Source organism: Maridesulfovibrio sp. (assembly GCF_963666665.1).
In the GTDB taxonomy this organism is placed as follows: Bacteria; Desulfobacterota; Desulfovibrionia; order Desulfovibrionales; family Desulfovibrionaceae; genus Maridesulfovibrio.
This window is the reverse complement of the sequence record NZ_OY762999.1, coordinates 519,973-545,582: the sequence shown is the minus strand read 5'-3', so window position 1 is coordinate 545,582 and position 25,610 is coordinate 519,973. Positions and strand designations below refer to the sequence as shown.

Sequence of the window (25,610 nt, the reverse complement as noted above, 5' to 3'; positions counted from 1 at the left end):
TTAATCTACAATCGCTTTCACCACGCCGCTGGTCATGATGGATTCCAGAACATGGCGGTAATCTTCCGGGCTGGCATCGCCTTCAACGCAGACTTTCTTCCAAGCATCTTTAGTGCGCTGACTCATCTGGCTGGTGTCAAAGTTCTCCGCTGCACGGGCAGCGGGGATTTCCCTATGTATGGAAACACCGGGTTGTTCTTCAACTTTGTGTCTCGTTTCACCCATGACTTACCCCTTGACTGGTTTTGACCGCAAAATACGGCATGAACCCATTCTTAAAACGGCCTGTTCGCCGATCTAAGTTAAACATGATCCCTTTAATTTCATGCAGGAAATCATCATCTTCAGCAGTCAGCAGGCTCGACAAATCAAGAGGGCAAGCGGAATTGTGGGTCGCTATCATGTCCAGCCGCAAATCCATTGGTGCGGCTGTCGTTGCTATTGCCATGTTGTTTTTTTCAAACAAACTGAATGCCCTAACGATTATTTTATCCACCAAGACATCAGTCTCTTTATCTATATGCCAGTTAATATTCAGCATGACTCAGATCTTGACTCCTTCAGCCTGTTCCAGCAGGTTGGTTGTTCTCTCGGTCCAGTCTTTCGGCATTGCTTCGCTATGGACGGCAATCTTAAGCTGCTTTGCCATTGACTGGGCCACCTTCGCATTCTTTATGGCTTGAGCTTCACAAGCCATCAGCCTCGAAAGCGGGACCATCTTTTCCGGGCCAGATGCATACTGTTCAAAGCACATGACTTAATCCCCCGAATCTTCCTGCGCGATCTCGTAGAAAAACGCATCTTCTTCCTTACGGCGCATTCTGACAGTCTTCAATTTTTCATCTGTCCAGCCCTTCATGGCTTCCTTATCAACGCTCTCAGTCAATTTGATACCCTTAGTCAGCTTGTGAGCTTTGAGGAGTTCCAGAACCTCTGCCATGGTGGTTTTCCCAATAGTCAGCAGCTTAGTGGATTTGCGGAAGCCGATGATGCCGAAGGTCATCTTTTTGCTCTTGTTTTTCGGGAATAGTTCATCCTTGTTCAGGCTGGCATAAGTTCCAAGAGCAGCTTCAAGGACTTTGATCCGGGCCTTTTTCGGCTCAACTTTGAGCTTGCAAACAGCTTTAGCGGCATCAATCGTTTCATTCATGTCAGCTTCAAGTTTGCCGATCCCGCGCTCCAGTTCGGCAATTTCAGACATGGCCTTATCAACAGCGGGCAGGTCCTCGATCACCATGATTTCCGGCTTCTTTCTGTTAGTGGTCATCTAGTTTTCCATCCTTCTGCCAAGCTCGTTGGCAATCCGTTTTGAGTCCATGGGCAGCTTGTATTCACTGACCGGGATGTGCTGTTCAATTTCTTCCATATGCAGGGCGCAGCCTTCCAGATCGTTGATGATAGCCTTCATTTCCAGAAAGTCTTCCTCGTTTGTCTGTTTCTGCTGAAGGCAGCGCAGCCTGAAAATGTTGTTCCTTACCTTTCCACCTACGGGACTGGGAGCCGGGAGAGCCTGAGTTGCTTTCTTACTGGGCATAGTTTTCTCCTTAGACCTGTTTAATGATTTCGGGGGTGATGCTGGGTGCGCCGATGTTTGCGGCCAAGTTCATGGCTGCGGTAAGCAGGTTGCCCACTGCCAGCGGATAGACCAGAGAGACAGATTCCTTTGACCCGGATCTGGGAGCAGGTCCGGTCAGCCGATCCCGCAAAGCTTCCATGGCCTCGGCGGTGATGATACTGGTGGCATCCTTGCCGATGCGGTCAAAACGGAACTTCACGTATTCGGGCAGGCTGCCGCTCATGTCGGGCAGTTCAATCATTTCGCAACGCTGGACCACTTCACGCACCTGCGGATTGGTTTCACTCAGCTTGTAGCGCAGCTCGGACTGGCCCAGCAGAATGATGGACATGAGCTTGCGGAAGCCGTCTTCCAGCTCCAGGAACCGCTTCAGGTGCTTAATTGTCGGGATAGGCAGCGCGTGTGCTTCCTCAATGATCAGACAATGCGCGTAACCGGCGCGGCTGCTTTCCCTGAGCGCGGTGTGCAACTGACGAAACCTTGCTTCAGGGCTGGATTTCAGCGGCGCGGTGGGATCAATGACTTCCATGATGGCTTCGGCAATGTGCAGGGACTTAAGGCTCTTGCCTTTCTTGTCGTTGTCTTCCATGGCCAGCACATAGGGTTCGATGATGTGGATGTGCTTGCTTTCATTCCTGACCCGTTCATGCAGATCTTTGCGCAGCGTGGATTTGCCGGACCCGGATTCCCCGACCACTGCGATCAACCCACCCTGACGGGCAGTGTGGTACATGGCCTCACGTACATAGCGGATGTCGTTGGACAGAAATACGTCTTCCGGGCTGTTGACCTCGTCAAACGGGTTTCTGACCAGACCGAAATGCCGCTTGGCCTCCGGGAATAATCCCTGCTTTCTAAGAAGCATAACCTTTTCCTCCGTGGGTTCTTCCCCGGTCCCGTCTTCAGGACCGAAGAGGTTCATAATTTCAAATTCTTCCGCGCCAGCCTTGCGCAGCTCGTCCAGAATGGCCTCTTTAATCTCGTTTTTATCCCTCCCTTTGGGCCATTTACCGCCCTTGATCAGGTGGCACATGGTGGTTGAGGAGTAGCCCAGCTTGCGGCCCATGCCACTCTGGGAAATCTTTTTGGCCTTCATCAACTCCATTAACTGTTGATATTCGTACATTTGCTACTCCTGTCCGTTCACTACGCGCAGCGGGGTAATGACCTCGGCCTGTCTGGAAAAACGTTCCACAATGCTGTCCAGCTCGTCATGGGGAACGGCATTGCCGTAACGCTGTTCGAGCCATGCATATGCTTCGCCAGTCCACTGATCTCCCAGCTTGTTCTTCAAGATCATGGCGGCCTCTACCAGCTTGTAAGGGGCAACCTCGCGCCTGCTGGCATCAAGACCCAGATCACGGCCCCGGCGGGGCATGTATTCGGGAGCGGGTTTGACATCGGCCATGGGATTGATGTTTTCCGGCGGGGCGCAATGGTTGGCACCCGGCTTAACGTTGGTGCCGGACATTTCATCAAATTCATTGAGAATCTTCTCAGCCTTGGTTTCAGCGTGGGATTTGTATTCCTCACCGATAATGGCCCCGTTCTCCCAGAATCCGGCCTCGTCCTTCTTCACCGGCTCAACAGTCCAGACCGTTTCGTCACCTGTGAGGGGATCGGCAACGGTCACATCCACTGCCGGGGCGCGGTATGGATTGACCACAACCATGACCTGCATCTGCGGCATGATCCCACCTACCATGCGCAGGTCGTAATCATTGCGGCCATATCCCTTGATGGTGTGGGAAATGGAAAGATCAGCGGCAACCTTGGCTTTTTTGGGCTTGGTGGTGACCAGTTCCCGGCACAGCTCCAATGAAGGAGCAAGGCGCAATTGTTTTTCTGTAATGGTCAGCCACATGGCATTCCGGCTTTTTCCGGTGCGGCTGTGGATGGCCTTGGCATTGTAATGCTGACGCCATTTGTCCGCCTCGGCTTGCAGCTCTGCAATGGAATTGATTTCCATAAAGCGTAGCCGGGCTTCGAATTGCGTTTCCACGATGTTGTTGGCGCATTCAACCTGCCCCTTGGAACGGGGACTTCCTGCCTGATGTGTTTCCCACCTGATCTGGAGACGCTCCAGCAGGTTAATGAACAAGTGTGCCATGTTCGCGCTGCCCTTATCCATATAGAGGAAGAACGGCAGCCCATGCATGGGATCATGCGGACCGCGCTTGATAACTGCATCCAGAAACACATCCACCAGACCCTGTGCCGATTCACCTGCGGCCTGCACGTAACGCACATAGATGGTGCCGGAATAATGATCTGTAATTACGTACCGCCAAACCCGCTCCCGTTCTGCTTTCTTAAGGTTGCCGGGTTTGTTTTTGTAGTAATCCTTCTCTTCCATGACCTTCACTTTGCCCTTGGGCAGGTAAAAAAGGACACACAAGGAGGGGTCAACCTGCCAACAATGGTTCGGGTGCAAGCTTCTCATATGAATATGCGGGTTTCCGTTTTTAAGCTGATCAGGATGGCAGCTGTAAGCCCTCATGGTCCGGCTGAGGGTGGAAGCTGATGGCATGATAACTTCGCCTGTTTCAGGATTTACAAAACCTTGGCCGGATTCTGCCAATATGTCGCGCACGGTGCTGATTTGCAGACGTTTCTTACCTACTGCGCTAGCTCCCTTGGTAATCATATATGAAGCTTTCATGGCCGTTTCCTCATCCAAAAAACATTTGCCACGGTCGTTGCGCCTCTTGCGCCCAGACTCCCAGCCTATCTTGGACTTAAGTCTGCGGTAGACTGTCTGTTCCGAGCAGTTAAGCAACTTGGCCGCCTCTTGTACCAGCGGCTTGCGCTTACCATGCCCGACCTCGTCCAGCCTGTTTGCAAGGGTGCGCAATGCGTCTATTTCGCCCAGAGTCACAGTCATGGCCTACCAGCTCCCGTGTGCGTCGTTTGGTTCTTCGGTGTTTCCGGCTTCCAGATCGGCCTGCGCATTTCCGCGCATCCATTCCGGGTAGACCATTTCTGCAAAGTCAACAGGTATGGAGCAGTCCATCAGGAACTGGTTAATGGCTCCGCAGACCTGCCGGGTCTCAAAAACAGCGTGTTCTTTGGTGTGCGCGGAAATATCGCCGTCACCAAGAACTTCGGAGACAACCTGCATGAAGGGCTTGATTGCAGCCAGAATGGCAACGTGTTCTTTGTGCAGCCGTTCCACAGCCTTTTCTTCACGGGCCAGTTTGAGTTCCAGATCAGCATCCGGGGGCAGGCTCTTGAGCTTGAACAGCTCAGTTTCTGCCTTTTCAAGGCGGGTGGATTTGTCCTTGAGCAGCTTGTCACGGGCTTCAAGATCGGCTTTGAGTTCGTTTGATTCCTTCTTGGCTTCTTCACGCTCCTGCACATGCCGTTCAGTCATGTCTTGAAGGATGTCCAAGACTTCTTCTTTGTTCTCAGCAGCAATGGCTTCTTTGACTACTGCCTGTTCTCCTTCAGGCAGAGCATTTAAAGCGCGGTAGTCTTTGTTACGGAAGCCGATTCTTTCAGCACTTTCATAGAGTTCAGGACCGAGGCTATTGAAGTTCTTTGAAAGTTCCTGCATACGGCGATAGGACTTGCCCAATTTTTCTTTGCAAAATTCTTCGATATTCTGAAACGGTCGCAGGTTTCCGTTTTCGTCGCAGAAATGTAGATTTTTATAAGCCTTTGATTTTTTTACTTTTTGAAAAATTTGGATAGTCATAGAATCTGCGACGGTCGCAAAAAATGTTGTTGCTTCAAGTCGTCCGAGGTCCTTGAAAACCTCTTCAACATTGTCAATGGCCTGCGCAACCAGTGCATCTGTATTCTGAGTCTGCTTAAGTTCCATTCCGCGCTCTTCACTGATCTCCGGCACCAGAGGTGCTTCCATGGCTTCGGTAGTGTCTGCCAGATCAACAATGTCAGGATCAGCAGGGGCGTTGATGACTTTATTGGCCTTCGCATACTTCTCGCACAGACCGTCAGTTCTGGTGCATTTGCCGGTTACGCCAGGGATGGTGATTCCCTTGGTAGGATTGTTTTTGCCCTTGTGGTATTCACATGATGTGCACGGGTATTTCATGGGTTACTCCTGAATATTTACTGTTGTGATGGCTGCTTCACCTAGATTGCTGCCGCACTGAATAAGACCGGAAGCGGAAGGCTTGCCTTCCTTAATCCATCCAATAAAAGCTTCGACCTCTTCGCTGTTCTCCAAAGCTTCATCAACTACATCCTGCATGATCTGGGTTACTTCGCCGGAAGCTTCCAGCAGAAGGAGCTGCATGGACGCAAAAAGATCTAATGCGACCGCAGGTGTATGCTCTTTATTCAGCTCCATAACGAAGTCGGAGTTGTAAACTTCAGTTCCATCCTTAAGGGCGATTACCAATTTGAGATCACTCATGATTCACCTCGTTAGTTGTATGCTGCTGCTCCGGCAGCAACTCTCTGGTTAAGTTCCATGATCCGGTTCTGCGCCCGGTCCACTTCGTTGGCGTGTGCCTGTGCGATCTGGAGCATGGTGATGGAAAGGACAAAACGCCCGGTTTCCAGTTTCGTGACCAGCCCAACATCCTGCAAAACAGCCAGGGCGCGGGTGATGTTGACGGGTGTTTCGTTCAGCCCCTGGGCCAGCTCTGAATTAGACAGCCCATTCAGGGAATGCCCCTTGAGTGCTACAAGGACATTCAGTGTGCGGTGGGCGGCGGTTACTTTTCCCATATTGATTTCCTTTGTTTGATCCTGTTATGAGCAGTGCAGGAGGTTAAATTTATGGAATCCACTTATTCTTTGTTCTGTCAGCATTGCCAGCAGCAAGGCCAAATAAGCCCTACGGGGCGATGTCCTTCTTGCAACAGACATTGCTATTCTTTCCCTGAGCTTTTTAGGGCTGACAATCTGCTTCGCTATGAATTTGAATCTATTGAAAAAAAGAATCCGGTAAGCATTGCTTACGATTCCCGTGGTGCAATGGAAGCTGGGACGACAACCCTGCTTCTGATTGAAGATACTCTTGAAAAGACCAAAGAGTTGCCCAAACCGGAAGAAATGGCTGAGTACGTGCCTGTTTGCGGATTGCCCAAGCTGGATATTGTGACGCTCACCTTCAAGCATCATGATACGCTGGAGAAAGTGACTATTTACCATGACCGCTTTCTTCATCCGTTTTATTTGCAGGAGCAGGCACACTTTGTTTCTGAGCAGGCAGCGTGTGCAGAGCTGCTGACTTCCTCAGTCTTTGACTTAGGAAACAGCCTATCTCAGCATCAAGACGCTGTTGAAAACGATCATGGAGTGCTGCGATTTTTTGACCTGCAATTAATGCTTGGCCTGATACGGACACGTAACCATCTATGGTATTCCGCTCTGTATGAGGGATATTACCTGATGCTTCTGTAACGGACTTGAGCGCGTGTTTAATCTCACCTTGAACGCTTGTGTTGAACTGATGAAACAGGCTTTCAATTTTGGCTTCAAGGTGAGCTTCACCGCCCTTGGCTCTGCAAATCATTTCCCGATCTTGTCCCATAATTCCTTCCTCTTCTTAGTGCGTTTCTTATCCTCAGCCGCCATGATCCCAAGCTCGAAGTAGGCAACTTCTTCTGGGCCAAGCAGCTTGCAACCTGTTCCTTCCAGCGCAGCCTTGATTAGGCTGTAGTCTTCCGTTATCTCTGTGAGCGCAGCCACGAAGTGCAGCGGAATCGGACGGTCCTCTTTCCCCGGCGCAGCCCAGTTGTTGAGCTGGTGGATGGAAACCTGATGCCCTGTGAGCCTTGAAAGCTCTTCCGCAACCACGTCACGCGAAAGCCCACACTCTTTCAGCGCATGGCCCAAAGCCTCTTTGACAGCCTCAAACCTGCGCAGTGAGCCACTTTCAAGGCTTTGCGATGGGAGGCTGGACAAAGGCAGGGTTAATTGCACCATGCGGTTGTCTGATTTGCGATTTCTTTTAGACATTGCGGTGGTTGCTGCTGGCTGCTATAGATTAGGCATTGATGGCGGTGGCGAGGTCCTGGACGATCTCACCATCTTTAAGGCCAAGCCTGACTGCGATCTGGTGGGTCATTCCCCTGGTGGGATTCCGCCTTTCGTTGATCACCTCATAAACAAGATTCGGGGGATAGCCGTTGGCTACGGCCCACCCGGAAATGGAGATGCCTTTTTTGCGGAATTCGTCCTTTACTTCTTTGGAGGTTCTAACAGAGCTGTTGACTGCCTGAAGCAACCGTTTGGTGTCATAGTTCTTTTCGACTAAGGCACCGCCGTATGAACCGATAATGATACACATGCATTTATCCTCGGATTATGCTGTTAACGGACCAGCTATATGACCATCATCAATGATTGTTCCATGCTTGATACCAAGCAAAACAGCAGCCTTATGGGCTTCCCCTCGGACACCTTTCTTGCGTCCGTTGAGAACATCACTGACGGTATTGGGGTTCAGTCGGTTCTTGGTTGCCCACTTGGAAACAGAAATACCCTTATCATTCAGCTTTTGACGTGCTTCTTCTCTGGTAAGAAGAGCCTTGGAGGTATCTCTACTCATAGATGATCTCCTATTTTTTTAGTGTTGATTGACGTGTTTTGACGTAGTTCGTGTTGTTGTTTTCCTAAAAAATTAGGAACAAGTCAACCCAATTTTTTGGGTTTTGGATTTATTATGCCCGAAAAAAGTCTTGGTGATAGAATTAGGCATCTCAGAGGTGACGTTCAAATCATCGAGTTTGCAAAAAGATATGGTATAAATAAGAACACCTTATGGAATTATGAAAAAGGTGTCACATCTCCCAAAGCTGATTTTTTAAAACTTCTAGCTTTGGATTTTGGTGTTTCTATGGATTGGTTGTTTTTTGGGGAAGATCCGTCCCAAAAATTTATGACAGCGGCACATAGACAAGGACCGAAAGAAGAATCGAAATCTTGTTCTAGGTGCTACACTCTTGATGTAGAATTATATGAAGAAAGGTCACTAAACAGAGAGCTAGTGCTGGAGAGCAAAGAGCAATCAAAAGAAATCAGAGAACTGAATAAAGAGAATCGGCAACTGACGAAAGATAACCGTGAGTTGGTGAGAGAAAACCGGGACCTCGGCAAGGAAAATATGAAGCTGGTGCGCCAGCTGGCTAGCCAGGGAAGTCCTGATCTCATGCCCAGAAATGCAAAGGCATCAAAAGGAAGCTCGATATATAGCCCTGCACACTGCCGCCTACCTGAAGATGCCCGGAATAAAGATAAGTATGAGGAACGCCAAGAGTGACAACTGCAAAATGGCCCTACCCCTGAAACAGAGTATGTGCAGGATCAGGGTGCCATGTATAGCGATGTGTACAGGGATAAATATGCTGACCCAATAGAATGGTGGGAAGACATGGCTGAAGAGTGGATGAAAGGGTCAGACATAGAAAGGGAGACTGGAGCCGTGTAGCTCTGGCAGAATTTTTGGTAAAGGGAAGAAATAGGTTTTATATATAATGAGTGGGAGCACCCCCAGAAGACAAAAAAAAGACCTGGAAAAGAGCCTTTGATCTATTTCACATAGTGAAACACTTTTTCAAAAACCTTTCCCAGATCATTCCGTGTCTTCCCGGTTAATCCCGAATTATCTCATCATTCCCCTTAATTTATATCACCAGTCTTCACCTTCCCCAGCCGCCGGAGGCTATTCTTTACCCAAACATGCGTTTTGCAGGCTTGGCGAGATTAGCGAGGAACTCCTTACGGGTTACGCCCTTGCCGACGCCGGAAGCGTCTGCAGTAACGTACTCGTAGTATAGTTCCGGTTTATCCTGCACCAGATAGATGACATTGACTTCATCAGCGTCAATGACCTGAGCATTGGGATAGTCTTTCTTGACCCGCTCAAGGGCTTTTTCTGCCAGAGCGATCATTTCTTCGCGTTCACCGAAGTTCATGGTGCCGGTAGGACAGGTCTTGACGCAGACAGGCACGAGTCCGGCCTGCTGACGGTCAATACACATATCGCACTTGGTCATCATTCCGGTACCGGTATTACGGCGCGGGATGTTGTAAGGGCACGCTTCGGTAATTTCCTGACACTCGTCAGCAGCGAGACGCTTGGTCTGATCGGTGAAGATTACCGCTCCGGTATCTTCGTCCTTGATAACCGCGCCGGTGACGTATGCATCAGCAATGTCCTTACAGGGCGGCACGTCGCAATGGCGGCACTGGTCGGGGAAGAAATACCACTCGACCTTGCCGTTGATGCGGTGCTCGCTGAAACGGACCAGTTTATAGTTAAAGGGGTTCAAGTCCGGCGGGTTCTGGTGCGAACCGCGCTGCTTGGTTTCTACTGCGGGCAGATCGTGCCATTCCTTACAGGCAACCTGGCAACCGCGGCAAGCCGTACATCTGGAGGTATCTACAAAGAATGCTTTAGGCATGTTTTACTCCTTGGTTGCAGGTTACTCTTCAATCTCGGTGAGCTTTTTCGCTTTGCGAACGTTCACCAGACAGGCCTTGTACTCGGGAATGGTTGTGTTGGGGTCACCTACAGCCGGGGTGAGGCGGTTGGTGGCATCCCCTACTCCTCTGGTTGTCCAGCCGAAACAGAAAGGCATACCGATTTCATGAACGGTCTCACCTTTGATTTCAAACGGGGTCATGCGCACAGTAACCATGGCAATGGCTTCAACTTTGCCGCGGATACTTTCAACGATAACCGGATCACCGTTTTCAATCCCTTTTTCCTTAGCCAGCTCGGGACTCATTTCCACATAAAGCTGCGGTTCGGCTTCCAGCAAAGCGGGGGTGTTTCTGGTATCACCGCCACCGCACCAGTGCTCAGTCATACTGTAAGTGGTGAGCACTATGGGGAAGCGCTCGTCAGCGGGCTTGGCAAGCTTGTCCATATCACTGAACACACGCTTGTAGACCGGACTGCTGAGCTGACTGGAGAACGGATGGCTCTTGATGGGAGTTTCCACCGGTTCGTAATGATCGGGGAAAGGACCATCCTGCAGGCCGGGGCCGTAAAGCTGCCCGTGACCTTCCTTACGCATGATGAAGGGATAGCGGCCCTTACCTGTTGCGTTCGGCGGCCATCCGCCATCAGGAATATCGCCGACCCACTTGGAACCGTTCCATTCGATAACGGCTTTTTCAGGAGCATAAGGCTTACCGTTAAGGTCGACAGAGGCACGGTTGTAGAGGATACGGCGGTTAACAGGCCAGCACCACGCATAGTTGGGGTAGAGGTTGATCTTAGCCTGCATGGGAGTCTGTTCCAGACTACGGCGTTTGGCCTTGTTTCCGCCTTCTTCAGTGTAACTGCCTGCGTACAGCCAGTTGAATGAGGAAGTAGAGCCGTCATCAGCCAGAGCAACGAAGGAAGGTACCTGCTGGCCCTTTTTGTACTTCTTGCCCTTGAATTCCACATCCTTGGTGAAACGGCCGTTGATACGCTGAGCCATGTCTTCGGCATCGTAGTAGGCAGGCCAGTCAAGGGAGAGCAAAGGTTCGGGGTAAGTACCGTTCTCTTTGTTGTAGAGGCGGCGTACGTGGTTGATGATATCCACATACATTTCACCCATGCTCTTGGATTCGCCCATGGGACGGCAGGCTTCATAGTGCCAGAGCAGCCAGCGGCCGCTGTTGGAGATGGAGCCTGCTTTTTCCGCACGCTGAGCGGAAGGCAGCAGGAACACCTCGGTCTTCATGCTTGTGGGATCAACGCCGGGACGGTGCCAGTTCTCGGAAGTCTCAGTGTGGTGAATCTCACCCACAACCAGCCAATCGAGGTTATCAAGAGCCTTACGGGTCTTGTTGGAGTTAGGCACACTCATGGCCGGGTTGGTTCCGAAAGCAAAACCACCCTTGATCTCACCCTTGTACATGCGGTCGAAGATGTAGATGTAGGAGTAGTCTTCACCGTCGTCCGCCTTGGGCAGCATCTGGTAACCGAAACCGTTATCTACGGAAGCGTTGTCGCCGCGCCAAGCCTTAAGCAGGGAGGCCATGTACTTGGGCTTATGCTGCCACCAGTTGGCACTTTGAGGATCGTGAGAAATCGGGGTGGTTTTCTCCACGTAATCTTCGTAAGTTCCCATGCTGGCTTTAGGCACAGGCAGGTAACCGGGCAGGATATGCCAAAGGATACAGTGGTCAGTGGACCCCTGTACGTTAGGCTCACCGCGCAGGGCGTTGATACCGCCGCCGGCTACGCCGATGTTACCGAGCAGAAGCTGCAGGATGGCGCTGGAACGGATGTTCTGCACACCAACGGTATGCTGGGTCCAGCCCAGTGCATACATGATGGTACCGGCTTTATCTTTCTTACCTGTGGAAGCGTATTCCTTGTAGACTCTGATCAGGTTGTCTTTGGAAACACCTGTGGTCTTGGAAACATTGGACATGGAATAGCGGGAATAGTGCTTCTTGAGCAGCTGGAATACGCAGCGGGGATGCTTCAGGGATTCATCGCGCTTGGGTACACCGTCTTTATCAAGCTCAAAAGCCCATTGGGATTTGTCATATTTGCGGGCTTTCTTGTCGTAACCGGAGAACAGTCCTTTGTTGAACTTGAAGTCCTTACCGACAATGAAAGCAGCGTTGGTATAATTGGCAACGTATTCCTTGAAGAACAGGTTGTTCTCCAGAACATAGTTGATCATACCGCCCATGAAGGCAATATCGGTTCCCGATCTCAAGGGAACGTGAAAGTCGCACCTTGCGGAAGTACGGGAGAATTTGGGGTCAACATGCATAACCGAGGCGCCTTTGTCCTTGGCCCGCAATACCCATTTAAAGGAGATAGGATGGTGCTCTGCTGCGTTACTGCCGATGATAAGAACGGAGTCCGCGTTTTCAATATCGCACCAATGGTTGGTCATCGCACCGCGCCCGAACGACTCTGCCAGAGCCGCAACTGTTGCGCTGTGTCAGATACGTGCCTGGTGATCAAAATGCACCAGGCCGAGGCCGCGTACACCCTGATGGACGACTGCACACTCCTCGTTATCCATCTGTGATGTACCAAGATGGAAAATTGATTCTACACGGTTGACTTCCTGCCCCTTGGCGTTGAACCGTTTGAAGTCGGCATCACGTGTTTCCTTTACACGCCGGGCAATGCGGTCAAGCACGAAATCCCAGCTCTTTTCTTCCCATTCAGTGCTGTAGGGAGCACGGTACAGGGGTTTCTCAATGCGGTGGTGGCTGTTATGCATGGCGAGCATAGCCGCCCCCTTAGCACAGAGAGCACCTTCGCTGACCGGGTAATCCGGATCACCTTCAGTGCTGACAATCTTTCCGTCTTTGACATGGGCGATGAAGTGGCAGCTGACCGAACAGAACGGACAGATGGAGATCACTTCTTTCGCACCCTTGATCTTCAACCCGGCAGCATAAGCCTGCGTAGGGGAAAGATCGAGTCCCAGCTGGCTCATACCGATACTTGCGACACCAACGCCCGCAAGTTTCATGAACCCTCGCCGTGAAATGTTCATGAGATCCTCCTCAGTTTAAATCAGGCTCACAAAACCGCGTAAATGCCTGACAATTACTTTGATGATCCCATAGAATCTTAAGTATGAAACAAAGTCAATAATTCGAATATGTTAGATTTAGCACATATGGGAGGGGGAGATTTTATGAGAAGACAGAAGGGTGTGCTGTTCGACAATATGGAAACAGGGCCACATCTGATCGACTTTGGAGGAAATAAAAATGACTAAAGATAACAACAATGAAATGCTGGCTTTAATTGAAAAAGCATTAAAACGTTCAGCACTGAAAGCACGGGAAACCGCCCTCCAGACTCCCCCCTATCGTTGTCAAAGTTGATGGCAAAGTTCAGCATGTAAAAGTGACTAAGCAGGACATCGAAGAATATCGGGAATCGATTAAGGATGCTTTGTAAGGTTCGTAAAAGAGATACATTTTTTAACAACTAAATTTATAATCAAAAAAAGGTTAACTCTTAATTAGAGCTAACCTTCAAAACAATACAGGCAAACCGTCTACTATAATTCATCCCAAATTGATTCTATATAAGCCAGCTCCCCCTTTAAAGCAGCATCAAATTTGGGCGAAGGAGCTACATACTCCATAAGCTTACCTCGCTTAACGTCTAATACCGCCATAATTGTATTTTCAGGACAATTATCACGAAGACACGTCTCCATGAGATGGGTTGATATCATTGCATGATTTTTAGGAAGCTTGTCTGCTTTAAAATACAACTTAACCAAATGAGGGACACCATTTATCACAGCCCCGACCTCTGGATTAACGCTTACCGAAATGTCACCCTGACCATATCCTCCCTTGGCTGGCTGAAACCATTCAATATTCTTTCGGCCCATCCACTTTACAAAACCGTCCGCAACTTCTTGGTAGTGATCTTTCCTTGAAGAATACGCATTCTCTACTGCAGTCTGGACATCTTCTTTGCCCTCGCCAAGCTCAACAATCTCAACAATCTTATCACGAATCCCTTTATAAAAATCGGTTGCTGGAGTGTAGGGTTTTCGATTTTTGATTGTTGCTACTTTAGTTGCTTTACTGGTGCCTGCCTTAGAAACAACATCGACAAAGTCCGTTAGCGAAATCTTATGCATGATTCCTCCCAGCTTGTTAGTTAAAAAACAATAAGTATTAACACATAAACACAAACAAAAACAATCAAAGCACCACTAGATTAACAAAATCATACACCTAAGCGAGGGTTAATATAAACGCACAAACCCTACACTCCCCCATAGACACAAATAGGGTTAACTCCAAACCGAGTTAACCCTATAATTTTATTCAATCTAACAGCTATCTTAAAACATATTTCTCAAAAGCATCCCCGCCTAGAGCATCAAAAAATATCAGATACAGAGAACCTTAACGATTACACCAGATGAGCATTAACATTTAAAGCAAAACGGCTTTGCTTAACTCAGAGCAAAATGTATAATGAATCAGGAGATAACTTATGGACTTTGCTTTGGAAAGATTCAAATTCGCAAACTGGCCTCAGCACGCACGCTGGCTGGTACTGAGCATTGCTGTTGGAGTTGTTGCCGGTATTGGAGCTGTATTTTTTGACAACCTTCTGGACAAGACTCTTGAGATCTTTGTCAAACTGCCAATCTGTTTTTTTGAACCGCATCTAGGCAATCCGCTGGATGTGGACATTGAAGCCACAGGATTTTCCTTATGGATTATCCCTATTGCTACACTAGGCGGACTTTTATCAGGATTGCTTGTTTTCAATATTGCACCGGAAACAGAAGGCCACGGCACAGATGCCATGATTGAATCTTTCCACAATCAGGGAGGCTTCACACGAAAACGAACTCCCTTCATAAAAATTATCGCATCTGCCCTGACCATAGGCAGCGGAGGCTCAGGCGGAAAAGAAGGCCCGATTGCGCAAATCGGTTCGGGATTCGGCTCGCTGCTCGCAACGTGGCTTGATCTAAAACCAAAAGAAAGACGAATTCTACTTCTTGCCGGTGCCGCCGGTGGAATTGGAGCGATTTTTCAGGCCCCTCTTGGTGCTGCCTTATTTGTCCCCGGTGTGCTCTACAGGGAAACAGAGTATGAATATGAAGCTATTCTGCCATGCATCATATCTGCAATTATGGCCCACGCTTTTTTTTCCGAAATATATGGCAGACATGCCCTTTTCCAACCCGGAAACGTTGCTTTCGACCTGCCTGTAGAACTTCTCCCCTATGCTCTGTTCGGAATAGTCTGCGCCATGGTAGGATTCGTATATATCAAATTCTTTTATGGAATTCGGGACCATTTTTTTGAAAAGCTGCCCATACCCCGGATGTTTCGTCCTGCTATTGGCGGATTCATGCTTGGTTGCGTTGCTTTCTTCTATCCGCAGATTATTGATGGCGGCTATGTATGGGTTCAATTGGCTCTTGATGGCAAAATGCTCTGGGAAACAATGCTGGTACTGGTCTTCGTAAAAATAGCAGCAACGAGCTTTACTATCAGTTCAGGTGGAAGTGGCGGTGTATTTGGACCATCAGTTTTCATCGGGGCCATGCTGGGGGGTGCTTTTGGTGGCATAGGGCACATGATTGCCCCGGAATGGGTTATTAACCCTAATTCTTTTGTACTGGTCGGCATGGGCGGTTTTTTTGCTGGTGTTGCAAAAGTGCCGATATCCTCAATCATTATGGCTTGTGAAATGAGTTCCAGCTACACCTTGCTGGTGCCGCTGATGCTGGTTTCAACTATCTCTTATTTAATTCTCGGCAAAACCAGTTTATATGAAAAACAATCCAGCAGCCGCCTGAACTCACCTGCTCATATAAACGAATTTGCCCAAGGTGTGCTTTCAGCATTGTTTGTACGTGATGCCCTGACCAACACTCATGTGAGTACATTAGAAGAAAATTTGGAATTTGGCACAGTGGTTAAAATTGTGACTAATTCACCGGAATCATATTTTCCCATTGTCAGCGCGGATGGAGATATGACAGGAATTTTGTCAATCAATGACATCAGGGAACTTATGTTTGAAGAATCTTTATCAAACCTCCTGATTGCAAAGGATGTTGCCACCACAAATGTCATTACAGTTACAGAGGATGCCACCCTGCAATCCGCACTGGAAAAAATGGTCGCCTTAAATGTTAATGAACTGCCTGTCGTATCCCGTGACAACCCCAAAAGACTTATAAGCATGCTTTCGAAGCAAGACCTGATCACCTGCTACTACAACCGGGAAGATTAAGTAATAAAAACATATCAATAAACACCTACCCAAAAACACAGAGAAAAACAGGGTTAACTCCAAACAGAGTTAACCCTATAATTTTATTCAGCATAAAAGCTATCTTAAGATCTGTTACTCAAAAGCAGCCCCCCACCTAGAGCAACAAAAAGCCCACCTGTGATTCCATCGATTTTGCGCTTAAAATTATCAAAGGAAAAGAACTTACCGAAATAAGCTATCAGATACGAATACCCCAGATGCACTGACGTAACGATAAAACAGATAGATAAAAACATTACTGCGAACTGTTCATACGCAGGATGATTTACATCAAGAAACTGCGGTAAAAAAGCTGACAGAAAAATCAACGTCTTGGGATTACTGGCTGAAACCCAGAACGCTTCGGCAAACATGTTGCTGACATTCGTATCAGCAGGAGCAGTCTTTTCGACGTGCTGTAAACCTGCTTTGCGCGCCGCTATCAGGTTCTTAATTCCAAGATAAATCAGATACGCTCCGCCAACAAGTTTCATCGCAAAGAACCAGAATGGAAGCTCCTGAATAAGCTTACCCACTCCAACAGCAACCAAGCATACTATAATAAACTGACAGCACAGGTTACCCAGAACAGTAATAAAAGCAGACTTCCAGCCATGCTTAACACTATTTCGTAGCACCAATAAGACATTCGGCCCCGGCGATAACGTGATCACCAAGTAGGCGGAAAAAAAAAGCAACCACATCTGTAGGTCCATTGAACACTCCATAAAAACGAAAAAATGCTATCAAGCAATTTTACGGTATATGATTAAGACTGGCTTTCTATCTTTGGTAGAAGCAGAGAATTTCAATCAGTAAATTTCTATTGTCAACGTATTCTTTACATGTAGACACACTAGTAAAACTAAACTTAGCCTTCGCCATCGAATTCTCAGAAAATTCCATAGAATCTTAGCAAAAAAACAGACAGCACTTTTACAAGCACTGTCTGTTTTTACTCATAATCCTTTGGATTAAATTTATTAACTTTCAAGCTTATGGATAAGCTGAACCAGTTGCTCTGAAAGATCCTTCAATTTGTGAAGAGCAGAAGTTGCCTGCTCCATGTCAGAAGAAATTTCCATGGCAATATTGTTGATGTCATCCATGGCCCGGTTGATCTCTTCACTTGAGGCTGACTGTTGCTCAGAAGCTGTAGCAATTGAGCGGACCTGATCAGATGTTATTTCCACAAAGGACACAATCTCAACCAGTGATTCACCTGCCTCCTTTGCCAGTCCCATGCTCTGATCCACGGCTTTTGTTGTATCATCCATGCAACGGATGTTTTGAGAACTGCTGTTCTGGATAGCAGTAATTACATTCTCAACTTCCTTGGTTGCCTGCATTGTTTTTTCTGCCAGCTTGCGGACTTCATCCGCAACGACTGCAAAACCCCTGCCAGCCTCACCGGCACGCGCAGCTTCGATTGCAGCATTCAGCGCCAGCAGGTTGGTCTGGTCGGCGATATCGTTGATAACATTCATGATGGTTCCGATTCCATCAGCATTCCTGCCCAACTCAGCTAAACTTTCTTTCATTTCGTCGGAAAGATTGCTGACGTTATTAATAGAGGCAACAAGATCAGAAACCTTGCTTGAACCAAGCTCAGCCTTATCTTTGGAAGATTCAGCACTGTCTGCTGCCAGCCCTGCATTTTGAGCTACCTCAAGTACAGTGGCATTCATTTCTTCCATTGCAGTTGCGGTCTCACCGGACCTGTCCCGCTGTTGCATTGTGTATTCGTTTACCTGATCGACACGACCGGAAAGATGATCCGCAGAATTAACAATATTTTCAGATATTTCCTTCAAAATGGACGCAGCTTCAAGCATTCCTTCCTGGCGGGCACTCTCAGCCTGCTGTCGCGCCATCTCGGCGTCATCATAGGCCTGTCTTGCTTCTTTTGCCGCTTCAGCAGCTTCGTTTTCCTTAACTTCCACCTCGCTGATGGTCCGCTTAAGATTCTGAACCATTTGAAGAATTGCTGTTTTAAGCTCACCCAACTCTCCGTAAAAAGTTCCTTCTTCGAAAGAACACTCCAAATCACCGCCACTCACTTTTTCCGCAAAGGTCTGTATTCTTTTTACGGGATTGATGAGCATTCCACGAATCACAAAAAAGAGAATAAAAATAATCAGAACATCGGTAACCACAGTCTTGAGTGTGATTCCCATAATTTCCTGGACAAGCTTTGCCTCAAGAATTTCACGGGTAAAATAAACCGTTACGACACCGATTTTTTTCTCTTTACGAGAAATATCCTTGCTTACTGTGACATAATTTCCGGTTGGCGGTTTCTCCAGCTTTTGAATTTCATCTGTAGAAGTCTTACCCAACGCGAGAAAAATTTTCTTACCATCAGCTTCATAAACAATAACGGACGACAACTCCTCAAGCTCCATTTCAGACTTGATAACTCTCGTTCCTAAAGAATCATTAAAATCCCAAATAGGAGTTATCATTCCTAATGCCAATCGTCCGGCAGTCCTGTCCGCTTGTTTATTCAGGTTAGTTTCCAATTGGGTACGAATCTGGTAGTAATCCCTCAAGCCGAATCCAAGAAGAATCAGTGTCACCACAGCAACTAATAACACGATAATCCTGAACTGGATGCTTTTTAGGAAGGGGGCTTTGTTCATGATATCTCCATTCTGAATCAAATTTAGCTGGGCAGCAGAAATAAAAGGCATCAATAATCTGCCGGGCAAGCTATCACCTGCCCGGCAGAACAGACCGCTGTTAGTTATTGTTAATTACCCAAGAAATCAGCAACGATTTTATCGACTTCACCACTTTTCTTCATTTCAGAAAGAACCTGATTGAATTTTTTAACAAAATCATCTTTGTATGAAGCGTTAAAAGCTTTAGAAAAAGCAAGGTAACCATTTTCGCTGCTTACCTGCATTGCTTTTACTATTTTACCAGAGGGAATATTCATCTGCTTCATACTATATCTAATAGACGCATCATCCTGAATGAAACAATCGATACGCCCACTAATGAGTTTTTTAAGGTTTGTTTCATTATTATCAGCGTCCTGAAAATTGAGTTCTTTTTTGTTGGGAATAGAATAACCGGAAATACAACCAAGTTCTAAGCCCTTAAAATCAGCCGGCCAATTCTGTCTTGGCTTTGAAACAACTTCCTTCCCGCAATATGCTGCATATCCCTCGCTTATAATCGGTTCTGACCAAGGAGAAACCCAAGGGCGCTCTTTGGGCCTGTAATACGAGGCAAAACATGCGAAACCTTTACCGGTTTCCACTAAATTCAATGCCCGTTTCCAAGGGACAAGCTCAATAGTCACATCATAATCAGTCATTTTCGAAAACACCTGATTAAGAATTTTCACGTAAATACCGTTAGGTGTTCCATTGTCCAAAAAAGCATAGGGAATATAGGATTCTTCCCCGTAAACAGTTACCTTTTGAGCAGCATGAGAAATTTGAGCGCCAATCAAAAATGCGACAACTAAGGCCAGACAGACTATACGTTTCATATTTCCTCCAGTGTTTGGAATACTGAGACCTACATTTACATTATACCAATTTGGTGTCTCACAACAGACAAAAATTAATATTTTTCATTACATTCATAGAACATAAAATAATCCATAATTTTAAACAGTAAGGGACTACGATACAAAAAATAACTTTTTTAACAGTTAAATCCCCCTTGTATAACTGAAAATTTAAGCCGTCTAAAACACACCCCAATCTACTTGCACCAAAATCCTTAAACCCCATAGACACAAATCACCCACAATGGCACACTAGCAAACAAACCATACCACCAGCTTACCATAGCCAATAGGGGGATTATCCATGGGCCAGACAGTTATCCAGCATTTGCTTGAACGACTGAAAGAAATCGGAATAACGGACATTTTCGGGGTTCCGGGCGATTATGCCTTCCCGGTTAATGATGCCTTCTGCACAGATTCAGACTTCAAATGGATCGGCTGCTGCAACGAACTCAACGCAGCATATGCCGCAGACGGTTACGCCCGTATCAAAGGTAAAGCCGCTGTCTGCACAACCTACGGAGTGGGTGAACTTAGTGCCATTAACGGCATTGCCGGATGCTATGCCGAGAACCTGCCTGTCTTCCATATTGTGGGCATTCCCAAATGCACGGTGCAACGCAACGGCAACCTTATCCACCATTCACTTGGCAACGGTGAATTCGACCTTTTTCATAAAATGACCCAACCTGTGGTCTGCGCAAGTACCATCCTTACGGCTGAAAATACTGTGGCAGAGGTAGAACGCTGCATCAATGCCGCACTGACAAAAAAACATCCCGTCTATATTGCGGTACCTGCGGATGAAGCGATCAAGGAACTGGGCTGCACCAAGCCGCATACCCTGCCCTCGCCTGTCAGCAATAAGGATACCCTTGATACGGTCATTCCGTTGATCATCGAAAGGCTGGAAAAAGCTGAAAGCGCCATCGCCATGGTCGGTGCCCTTATCGGACGCCATGAGCTGCATAACCCGATGCTCGAATTCATTGATAAATCCGGCATTCCCTTCACTTCCATGTTCATGGCGAAGGGTACGCTCTCCGAAACACATCCTAATTTTATCGGGGTATACAACGGACGCATTCTCGATGAGGAAGTGCGGCAGACCGTTGAATCAGCAGATCTGGTGGTTAGCTTCGGCACGATCCTTTCGGACATCAATACCGGGGCGTTTACCGTAAATCTCAGACCGAATCATGAAATTAAAATCCATCCTGACCGTGTCTGCATCGGGCATGCGGTTTACCATAATGTGCAGATGGAAGACGTACTGAGCGAACTTTGCGCACGAATCGGCAACCTTTCACTGCCGATCCCCATGACTCCACAGGGACTAGGTGAACCTGTGGGTGAGGCGGATGATGAAATAACTGCGGAATCACTATACCCGCGCATCGAACGCTTTTTCGCGGCGAATGATATTATTATGGGCGAAACCGGAACCCCTTCCATGGGGCTGGTCAATGCCCGTCTGCCCGAGGATGCGGTATTCTTCAACCAGACCCTCTGGGGCTCCATCGGCTGGGCTACTCCGGCATCTTTCGGGGCAGCACTTGCCGCGCCTGATCGCCGAACCTTGCTGATCACCGGAGAAGGCGCACACCAGATGACCGCCCATGAAATCTGCCAGTTTGCCCGTTTCAAGCTCAAGCCCATAATCCTCTGCGTGAATAACGATGGCTATCTCATTGAGCGGCTGCTCTGCGAAGATCCATACATCTATTATAATGATCTGGCCCAGTGGAATTACAGCAAGCTGCCTGAAGCCTTGGGCATGGACGGCTGGTTCAGCGTAAAGGTGACCACTAACCGCGAACTGGACAAGGCATTACAAAAAGCCGCAGCAGCGGACAGCGGATGCTATATCGAAGTAGTTACCGGAATGATGGAAAGCCCGAAGATGGGGCGTGTCCTGAACGAGATTGTTGTGAAAGGACCGGGCTGGAAGACTTGATTGTAAAAGCTAGTACCTAAAGCATAAGAAAGGGCCGTACATGTTGATCCATGTACGGCCCTCATTTATTTTCTGACTCTCAACTTTCCCCGAAACTCTTGGACTTCCAAGGAAAAATTTCCTCAGCCCGTGTGCGGGCATCCTGCTCAACCTTATTGAACCATTCAAGATATTTATCGCGCACAAGACGACCTGCCTCGGTCAGACGGTACCCGCTGCGCCTGCTGCCTGCCCGTTCCATGAGCTGGAACCCCAGAACCTGCTCGGTCTGTTTGATCTTACCCCAAGCGGCACGGTAGGACATGCCCAGCTCTTCGGATGCTTTTTTAAGCGAACCGCAGGTTTCAATCTTATCCAGCAGAAGCAATCTGCCGTAACCGAAGAACACCCCCTCACCTCCCTCCAGCCAGAGATGCAGCCGGATTGTTGGATTGTGGGTATCCATCTGGACCAGAGCCGCGGTTGAACCCAATTCGGGCGGGTCGATGTTCTTGTTCATACTCGCCTCCTATTTTCCGAAAGGACATTTGGGGAAAGTGCAAACCTTGCATTCCATGCAGTATCCGCCGTCAGCAAGTGCGGCGAGATCACTGCGGGAGATTTCCTGCCCTGCAATCACCTTGGGAAGTACAAGGTCCAAGCTGGTTGTCTTGAAAAAGAGAGCACAGGCCGGAACACCGATAACCCTCGCGTTACCGACTTTAGCCAGCAGCAGCATGGTGCCGGGGAGTACCGGAGCACCATAAAGGAGGTCGGATACTCCGGCATCCACCAGGCCGTGGCGGGTCACGTCATCAGGATCAACAGACATTCCTGCGGTTGTGATGAGCAGGTCACAACCTTCTTTCATGAGGGAAAGGGCCGCGTCGCGGATTTCTTCACGATTGTCCGGTTTAATGACAGAGCGGACAACTTCGCAGCCCAATGCCTGCACCTTTGCGGTGATGACAGACTCAAATTTATCATCTATCAGGCCGTTGAAAACCTCATCCCCGGTGATCAGGATGCCGACCTTCTTACGTTGTAAGGGAAGAATCTTGAACAGCGGATCGCCGTTCAGCGCAGAAACAGCGCGGGAAAAATTCTCGCGGGAAAGGTAGAGGGGAATGGCCCGTGTTCCAGCAATACGTGCGCCTTCTTTGACCAAAGTACCACTCTTACGGGCCGCAACCATCACATCGGGAACAAGGTTGAAACGGTTCATCATTTCAAGGTCGCTGACCAGAATCCCGTCATGTTCGGCGAGCAAAGTGACCTTACCTTCCTTTGGCTCACCATCGGGACAGATACCGTCCCCGGCCATGATGCGACCGAATGTCCGGGCAGCTTCGTTCTCGTGCACCCACTCCCCTTCGGGGATATCACCTTCATCCACATAGATATGGTTCTTGCCGATCATCTGCAATCTACAGATATCGTGGGCAGTGAAATCATGATTCTTGCGAAATTCCGGTCCCTTGCTTTCGCCGGGAACAATGCGGGTCATGTCATGAACTGCGGTCTTGCCTTCAGCTTCATCCACCGGGACTACTTTGAGTCCTTCAGGCAGCTTGGCTGTGGAAGCCTTGAGTCCGGCATCGCGACTGGCATAGGGGCTTTCACCCTGACAGCTTCTACAGATAGCGCCGAAAGACCCGGGATAAGCATCCCCGCATATAGGACAGGTAGTGATTCCGCCCTTGCTGCGCTTGATCATTGCTTCCGGTTTGATTCGCACTGCCTCGATGGAACAGAAAGAGGCTCCGGCTTCGCGAATTTCGGCATGAAGCTTTACGGAATCCTGCTCATGCTTGGGACGTCTCTTAAAAAACCATGATTCGGTTTCCGGCCAGTCTTTAAGTTTCTCGGGGTCCACCCGAATGCGCACACCCTCGCCAGTGTACTTATCGTAGAGAGACAGGGCATAGACCCCGAGATTCTTAACTCGCAACCAGCCGTTTCCTGTGCTGCACAAAGTCAGCATCTGCACTGCATCGGGCAGACACCACGAAGTCTCGGAAATTGCGTCGAAAAGTGTACCTTCAGGAAGATGCTTGCGGGCCTCCTCCATCATATAACCACCGAGAATGAGTCCCGGTGCAGGGCTGCCGTGAAATTTGCGGGCAGCTTCAATAAATTCATCATATGTATACGGACCTATGGAATCATCGCGGACCGGTGTGTTTTCCTGACAGATAGAGGCTTCAAGATTCATATTCTCTCCATATTCTAAAAACTTTAATTATGCCGTATAGGGCACAATTAAAGAAAGCAGGAGCGAACTTCAAAAGAGATGGGATTAAGTACGGTTTGGAACAAATTGTTTTTACTATTACATATCAATACTTTACGAGCAAAATTTCATACCGCGACAGTAGAGAAAGAACCTTTGTTTATAGCTTTAATCAAATAAATCAACATCAATTAGATCGAACTAACCTATTAATCATAAAGATTTTTCCGGTCCATAATACTGAAAAAGCCATATATGTTAAAATAAACCATTTACTGAGATCGTAAATTCTGCTGCGCGCATAGCGTCCCTCTATCTTAAATAGATCACCATCGCAGTTAAGAATCACAAAAATCAATCATAAACTCACCAAGTCATTTCAAAAACCAATTGGACGCAACAATAGTTCTGTGATCATTTAGCTCGGAAAATTATGACCTTACAAGACAAAATGAACTAACATTCACTTTTAAATAGAGGATGGAGCCGTGAACTTGAAGCCGTTCATTTCTTTTTCTGAATATAGTCTGGCGGAGCTTGAAGACTGGAAAGACCAAGGGAAAAAAGTTGCCGGGGTCTACTGTATTTATGCCCCTGATGAACTTATCCGCGCAGCTGGAATTGCTCCGGTAAGTCTTTGCGGAAAAAAGCAGGCTCCAATTAAGGAAGCAGAGCGGGAACTTCCAGCCAGTTTATGCCCGCTCATCAAATCCAGTTACGGCTATGCCGCCACAGATACCTGCCCATTTTTCGGATTCTCGGACATCATCGTCGCCGAGACCACCTGTGACGGCAAAAAGAAAATGTATGAACTGATGAAAGCAATCAAACCGCTTCATCTCATGCAACTTCCGCACACCCAGAAAGGGGAAGCTCCCTTCCAATACTGGCTGGCATCCCTACATGAACTTGAAGATTTTCTCGTCAAATATTCCGGCGTAGAAGTTACCGAAGAAGCCCTGCACGCTGAAATCGTCCTGCAAAACAAAATTCGCACGGAACTCTATGAACTGTTGGTTCTCTGCGCGGACAAACGTTCTCCGCTCACCGCCCGCGACATGCTCGCAGTGCAGGAAAGCAAAAGTTTCGCAGTGCATCCTGAAAGTTATCTGCAAAAATTACAGACCCTGCGTACTGAGGTTGATGAATATCTGATCCGCCCGAACCTGCCGAAAAAGAAAGGCGTGCGCATAATGCTTACCGGATGCCCGGTAGGTAAAGGATCTGAAAAAGCAATTACCATCACCGAAGAACTGGGTGCATACGTGGTCTGCATGGAGAACTGTTCCGGGCTTAAGGGCCAGACTCTTCAGGTGGATGAGACAGGTAATCCCTACGAAGCAATTGCACGCCGTTACCTGCAGGTTCCCTGCTCCTGTATGAGCCCCAACCCCGGCAGACTGGATTCCATCAACGAGATGGTCAAAACCTTTGAAATAGACGCAATTATCGATCTCACGTGGCTGGGATGTCATACCTACAATGCAGAATCCACTGTTCTGCGTAATTTCGTGGAGGACGAAATAGGTCTGCCATTCCTGCACATTGAGACCGACTATTCCGAATCAGACATTGAGCAACTACGGACCCGCATTGAAGCGTTTGTAGAGCTTGCTGAATAAACAATTCAAGGAG

Annotated in this window: 26 protein-coding genes; 5 read left to right on the top strand and 21 right to left on the bottom strand. The window is 48.1% G+C overall.

Translation table 11 applies throughout. The features are described 5' to 3' along the window. From ACKU40_RS02300 to ACKU40_RS02255, 10 genes are read right to left on the bottom strand one after another with little or no spacing between them, the layout of a single operon-like run. Positions 1-225 carry a hypothetical protein gene (locus ACKU40_RS02300; RefSeq protein WP_320174926.1) on the bottom strand — a complete coding sequence of 75 codons (225 nt, stop codon included), beginning with the start codon at positions 223-225 and terminating at the stop codon, positions 1-3. Further along, on the bottom strand, positions 218-541 hold the full coding sequence (locus tag ACKU40_RS02295; protein ID WP_320174925.1) for a hypothetical protein: 324 nt from the start codon (positions 539-541) through the stop codon (positions 218-220). Before ACKU40_RS02295 ends, ACKU40_RS02300 begins: the two co-directional genes overlap by 8 nt. A 3-nt stretch (positions 542-544) precedes the next feature. Further along, on the bottom strand, positions 545-754 hold the full coding sequence (locus ACKU40_RS02290; protein WP_320174924.1) for a hypothetical protein: 210 nt from the start codon (positions 752-754) through the stop codon (positions 545-547). A gap of 3 nt (positions 755-757) precedes the next feature. After that, positions 758-1,267, bottom strand: a complete 510-nt coding sequence (locus tag ACKU40_RS02285; RefSeq protein ID WP_320174923.1) for a host-nuclease inhibitor Gam family protein — start codon at positions 1,265-1,267, stop codon at positions 758-760. After that, positions 1,268-1,534, bottom strand: coding sequence for a hypothetical protein (locus ACKU40_RS02280; protein ID WP_320174922.1), 267 nt, complete (start codon positions 1,532-1,534; stop codon positions 1,268-1,270). It lies immediately after the preceding gene. 10 nt (positions 1,535-1,544) lie between these two features. Then, positions 1,545-2,702 (bottom strand): AAA family ATPase, encoded by a 1,158-nt coding sequence (locus tag ACKU40_RS02275; protein ID WP_320174921.1) that lies wholly within the window; start codon positions 2,700-2,702, stop codon positions 1,545-1,547. A gap of 3 nt (positions 2,703-2,705) precedes the next feature. Continuing rightward, positions 2,706-4,460, bottom strand: coding sequence for a DDE-type integrase/transposase/recombinase (locus tag ACKU40_RS02270; protein ID WP_320174920.1), 1,755 nt, complete (start codon positions 4,458-4,460; stop codon positions 2,706-2,708). Between the two features lie 3 nt (positions 4,461-4,463). Then, positions 4,464-5,633 (bottom strand): hypothetical protein, encoded by a 1,170-nt coding sequence (locus ACKU40_RS02265; protein WP_320174919.1) that lies wholly within the window; start codon positions 5,631-5,633, stop codon positions 4,464-4,466. 3 nt (positions 5,634-5,636) lie between these two features. Beyond that, complete coding sequence (locus ACKU40_RS02260) at positions 5,637-5,957, bottom strand: hypothetical protein (protein WP_320174918.1); 321 nt, start codon at positions 5,955-5,957, stop codon at positions 5,637-5,639. A gap of 11 nt (positions 5,958-5,968) precedes the next feature. Continuing rightward, the gene (locus ACKU40_RS02255) at positions 5,969-6,274 is read right to left on the bottom strand and encodes an IclR family transcriptional regulator (protein WP_320174917.1); all 306 of its coding nucleotides are present in this window, start codon (positions 6,272-6,274) and stop codon (positions 5,969-5,971) included. A 51-nt stretch (positions 6,275-6,325) separates the two neighbouring features. Here ACKU40_RS02255 and ACKU40_RS02250 point away from each other — a divergent pair, with 51 nt between their 5' ends. Next, complete coding sequence (locus ACKU40_RS02250; RefSeq protein WP_320174916.1) at positions 6,326-6,952, top strand: hypothetical protein; 627 nt, start codon at positions 6,326-6,328, stop codon at positions 6,950-6,952. 108 nt (positions 6,953-7,060) lie between these two features. On the opposite strand, the gene ACKU40_RS02245 is transcribed toward ACKU40_RS02250, so the two are convergent. Genes ACKU40_RS02245 through ACKU40_RS02235 form a run of 3 tightly spaced genes read right to left on the bottom strand, consistent with a single transcriptional unit; the run spans position 7,061 to position 8,102 of the window. Continuing rightward, the gene (locus ACKU40_RS02245; RefSeq protein ID WP_320174915.1) at positions 7,061-7,510 is read right to left on the bottom strand and encodes a hypothetical protein; all 450 of its coding nucleotides are present in this window, start codon (positions 7,508-7,510) and stop codon (positions 7,061-7,063) included. Between the two features lie 28 nt (positions 7,511-7,538). After that, positions 7,539-7,841: a DNA-binding protein gene (locus ACKU40_RS02240; protein ID WP_320174914.1), complete on the bottom strand. Its 303-nt coding sequence runs from the start codon at positions 7,839-7,841 to the stop codon at positions 7,539-7,541. A gap of 15 nt (positions 7,842-7,856) precedes the next feature. Continuing rightward, positions 7,857-8,102 (bottom strand): DNA-binding protein, encoded by a 246-nt coding sequence (locus ACKU40_RS02235; protein ID WP_320174913.1) that lies wholly within the window; start codon positions 8,100-8,102, stop codon positions 7,857-7,859. A 114-nt stretch (positions 8,103-8,216) separates the two neighbouring features. On the opposite strand from ACKU40_RS02235, the gene ACKU40_RS02230 reads away from it, so the two are divergent. Continuing rightward, entirely contained in the window at positions 8,217-8,813 is a 597-nt protein-coding gene (locus ACKU40_RS02230) for a helix-turn-helix transcriptional regulator (protein ID WP_320174912.1), read from the top strand. A 409-nt stretch (positions 8,814-9,222) separates the two neighbouring features. Here ACKU40_RS02230 and ACKU40_RS02225 read toward each other — a convergent pair whose 3' ends face one another. The 3 genes from ACKU40_RS02225 to ACKU40_RS02215 all read right to left on the bottom strand — a co-directional run bounded on the left by ACKU40_RS02225 (position 9,223) and on the right by ACKU40_RS02215 (position 14,133). Next, positions 9,223-9,957 (bottom strand): 4Fe-4S dicluster domain-containing protein, encoded by a 735-nt coding sequence (locus ACKU40_RS02225; RefSeq protein ID WP_320174911.1) that lies wholly within the window; start codon positions 9,955-9,957, stop codon positions 9,223-9,225. 21 nt (positions 9,958-9,978) lie between these two features. Next, positions 9,979-13,020 carry a formate dehydrogenase-N subunit alpha gene (gene fdnG / locus ACKU40_RS02220; RefSeq protein WP_320174910.1) on the bottom strand — a complete coding sequence of 1,014 codons (3,042 nt, stop codon included), beginning with the start codon at positions 13,018-13,020 and terminating at the stop codon, positions 9,979-9,981. 516 nt (positions 13,021-13,536) lie between these two features. Continuing rightward, positions 13,537-14,133, bottom strand: a complete 597-nt coding sequence (locus tag ACKU40_RS02215; protein WP_320174909.1) for a hypothetical protein — start codon at positions 14,131-14,133, stop codon at positions 13,537-13,539. A gap of 362 nt (positions 14,134-14,495) precedes the next feature. On the opposite strand from ACKU40_RS02215, the gene ACKU40_RS02210 reads away from it, so the two are divergent. Next, a complete protein-coding gene (locus tag ACKU40_RS02210; RefSeq protein WP_320174908.1) occupies positions 14,496-16,259 on the top strand; it encodes a chloride channel protein in 1,764 nt (587 codons plus the stop codon). A gap of 104 nt (positions 16,260-16,363) precedes the next feature. On the opposite strand, the gene ACKU40_RS02205 is transcribed toward ACKU40_RS02210, so the two are convergent. From ACKU40_RS02205 to ACKU40_RS02195, 3 genes are all read right to left on the bottom strand, one after another. Beyond that, positions 16,364-16,996, bottom strand: coding sequence for a LysE family translocator (locus ACKU40_RS02205; RefSeq protein WP_320174907.1), 633 nt, complete (start codon positions 16,994-16,996; stop codon positions 16,364-16,366). A 267-nt stretch (positions 16,997-17,263) separates the two neighbouring features. Further along, positions 17,264-18,922 (bottom strand): methyl-accepting chemotaxis protein, encoded by a 1,659-nt coding sequence (locus ACKU40_RS02200; RefSeq protein WP_320174906.1) that lies wholly within the window; start codon positions 18,920-18,922, stop codon positions 17,264-17,266. 110 nt (positions 18,923-19,032) lie between these two features. Continuing rightward, positions 19,033-19,782: a transporter substrate-binding domain-containing protein gene (locus ACKU40_RS02195; RefSeq protein WP_320174905.1), complete on the bottom strand. Its 750-nt coding sequence runs from the start codon at positions 19,780-19,782 to the stop codon at positions 19,033-19,035. A gap of 325 nt (positions 19,783-20,107) precedes the next feature. Here ACKU40_RS02195 and ACKU40_RS02190 point away from each other — a divergent pair, with 325 nt between their 5' ends. Further along, complete coding sequence (locus tag ACKU40_RS02190; RefSeq protein WP_320174904.1) at positions 20,108-21,763, top strand: thiamine pyrophosphate-binding protein; 1,656 nt, start codon at positions 20,108-20,110, stop codon at positions 21,761-21,763. 79 nt (positions 21,764-21,842) lie between these two features. Here ACKU40_RS02190 and ACKU40_RS02185 read toward each other — a convergent pair whose 3' ends face one another. Together ACKU40_RS02185 and ACKU40_RS02180 are read right to left on the bottom strand one after the other, a co-directional pair. Continuing rightward, positions 21,843-22,262: a LysR family transcriptional regulator gene (locus ACKU40_RS02185; protein ID WP_320174903.1), complete on the bottom strand. Its 420-nt coding sequence runs from the start codon at positions 22,260-22,262 to the stop codon at positions 21,843-21,845. Positions 22,263-22,271: 9 nt separating this feature from the next. Further along, a complete protein-coding gene (locus ACKU40_RS02180; RefSeq protein ID WP_320174902.1) occupies positions 22,272-23,957 on the bottom strand; it encodes an FmdE family protein in 1,686 nt (561 codons plus the stop codon). A gap of 506 nt (positions 23,958-24,463) precedes the next feature. On the opposite strand from ACKU40_RS02180, the gene ACKU40_RS02175 reads away from it, so the two are divergent. Next, a complete protein-coding gene (locus ACKU40_RS02175; RefSeq protein WP_320174901.1) occupies positions 24,464-25,597 on the top strand; it encodes a double-cubane-cluster-containing anaerobic reductase in 1,134 nt (377 codons plus the stop codon). Positions 25,598-25,610 lie beyond the last annotated feature (13 nt).

Bases quoted from the DNA above. Each gene is read 5' to 3' on its own strand.
- ACKU40_RS02200 (WP_320174906.1), bottom strand. From the start codon at position 18,922: ATGAACAAAGCCCCCTTCCTAAAAAGCATCCAGTTCAGGATTATCGTG.
- ACKU40_RS02295 (WP_320174925.1), bottom strand. From the start codon at position 541: ATGCTGAATATTAACTGGCATATAGATAAAGAGACTGATGTCTTGGTG.
- ACKU40_RS02185 (WP_320174903.1), bottom strand. From the start codon at position 22,262: ATGAACAAGAACATCGACCCGCCCGAATTGGGTTCAACCGCGGCTCTG.
- ACKU40_RS02230 (WP_320174912.1), top strand. From the start codon at position 8,217: ATGCCCGAAAAAAGTCTTGGTGATAGAATTAGGCATCTCAGAGGTGAC.
- ACKU40_RS02240 (WP_320174914.1), bottom strand. From the start codon at position 7,841: ATGTGTATCATTATCGGTTCATACGGCGGTGCCTTAGTCGAAAAGAAC.
- ACKU40_RS02300 (WP_320174926.1), bottom strand. From the start codon at position 225: ATGGGTGAAACGAGACACAAAGTTGAAGAACAACCCGGTGTTTCCATA.
- ACKU40_RS02275 (WP_320174921.1), bottom strand. From the start codon at position 2,702: ATGTACGAATATCAACAGTTAATGGAGTTGATGAAGGCCAAAAAGATT.
- ACKU40_RS02235 (WP_320174913.1), bottom strand. From the start codon at position 8,102: ATGAGTAGAGATACCTCCAAGGCTCTTCTTACCAGAGAAGAAGCACGT.
- ACKU40_RS02195 (WP_320174905.1), bottom strand. From the start codon at position 19,782: ATGAAACGTATAGTCTGTCTGGCCTTAGTTGTCGCATTTTTGATTGGC.
- ACKU40_RS02190 (WP_320174904.1), top strand. From the start codon at position 20,108: ATGGGCCAGACAGTTATCCAGCATTTGCTTGAACGACTGAAAGAAATC.
- ACKU40_RS02290 (WP_320174924.1), bottom strand. From the start codon at position 754: ATGTGCTTTGAACAGTATGCATCTGGCCCGGAAAAGATGGTCCCGCTT.
- ACKU40_RS02205 (WP_320174907.1), bottom strand. From the start codon at position 16,996: ATGGACCTACAGATGTGGTTGCTTTTTTTTTCCGCCTACTTGGTGATC.
- ACKU40_RS02250 (WP_320174916.1), top strand. From the start codon at position 6,326: ATGGAATCCACTTATTCTTTGTTCTGTCAGCATTGCCAGCAGCAAGGC.
- ACKU40_RS02180 (WP_320174902.1), bottom strand. From the start codon at position 23,957: ATGAATCTTGAAGCCTCTATCTGTCAGGAAAACACACCGGTCCGCGAT.
- ACKU40_RS02270 (WP_320174920.1), bottom strand. From the start codon at position 4,460: ATGACTGTGACTCTGGGCGAAATAGACGCATTGCGCACCCTTGCAAAC.
- ACKU40_RS02265 (WP_320174919.1), bottom strand. From the start codon at position 5,633: ATGAAATACCCGTGCACATCATGTGAATACCACAAGGGCAAAAACAAT.
- ACKU40_RS02210 (WP_320174908.1), top strand. From the start codon at position 14,496: ATGGACTTTGCTTTGGAAAGATTCAAATTCGCAAACTGGCCTCAGCAC.
- ACKU40_RS02215 (WP_320174909.1), bottom strand. From the start codon at position 14,133: ATGCATAAGATTTCGCTAACGGACTTTGTCGATGTTGTTTCTAAGGCA.
- ACKU40_RS02245 (WP_320174915.1), bottom strand. From the start codon at position 7,510: ATGTCTAAAAGAAATCGCAAATCAGACAACCGCATGGTGCAATTAACC.
- ACKU40_RS02225 (WP_320174911.1), bottom strand. From the start codon at position 9,957: ATGCCTAAAGCATTCTTTGTAGATACCTCCAGATGTACGGCTTGCCGC.
- ACKU40_RS02255 (WP_320174917.1), bottom strand. From the start codon at position 6,274: ATGGGAAAAGTAACCGCCGCCCACCGCACACTGAATGTCCTTGTAGCA.
- ACKU40_RS02285 (WP_320174923.1), bottom strand. From the start codon at position 1,267: ATGACCACTAACAGAAAGAAGCCGGAAATCATGGTGATCGAGGACCTG.
- ACKU40_RS02260 (WP_320174918.1), bottom strand. From the start codon at position 5,957: ATGAGTGATCTCAAATTGGTAATCGCCCTTAAGGATGGAACTGAAGTT.
- ACKU40_RS02280 (WP_320174922.1), bottom strand. From the start codon at position 1,534: ATGCCCAGTAAGAAAGCAACTCAGGCTCTCCCGGCTCCCAGTCCCGTA.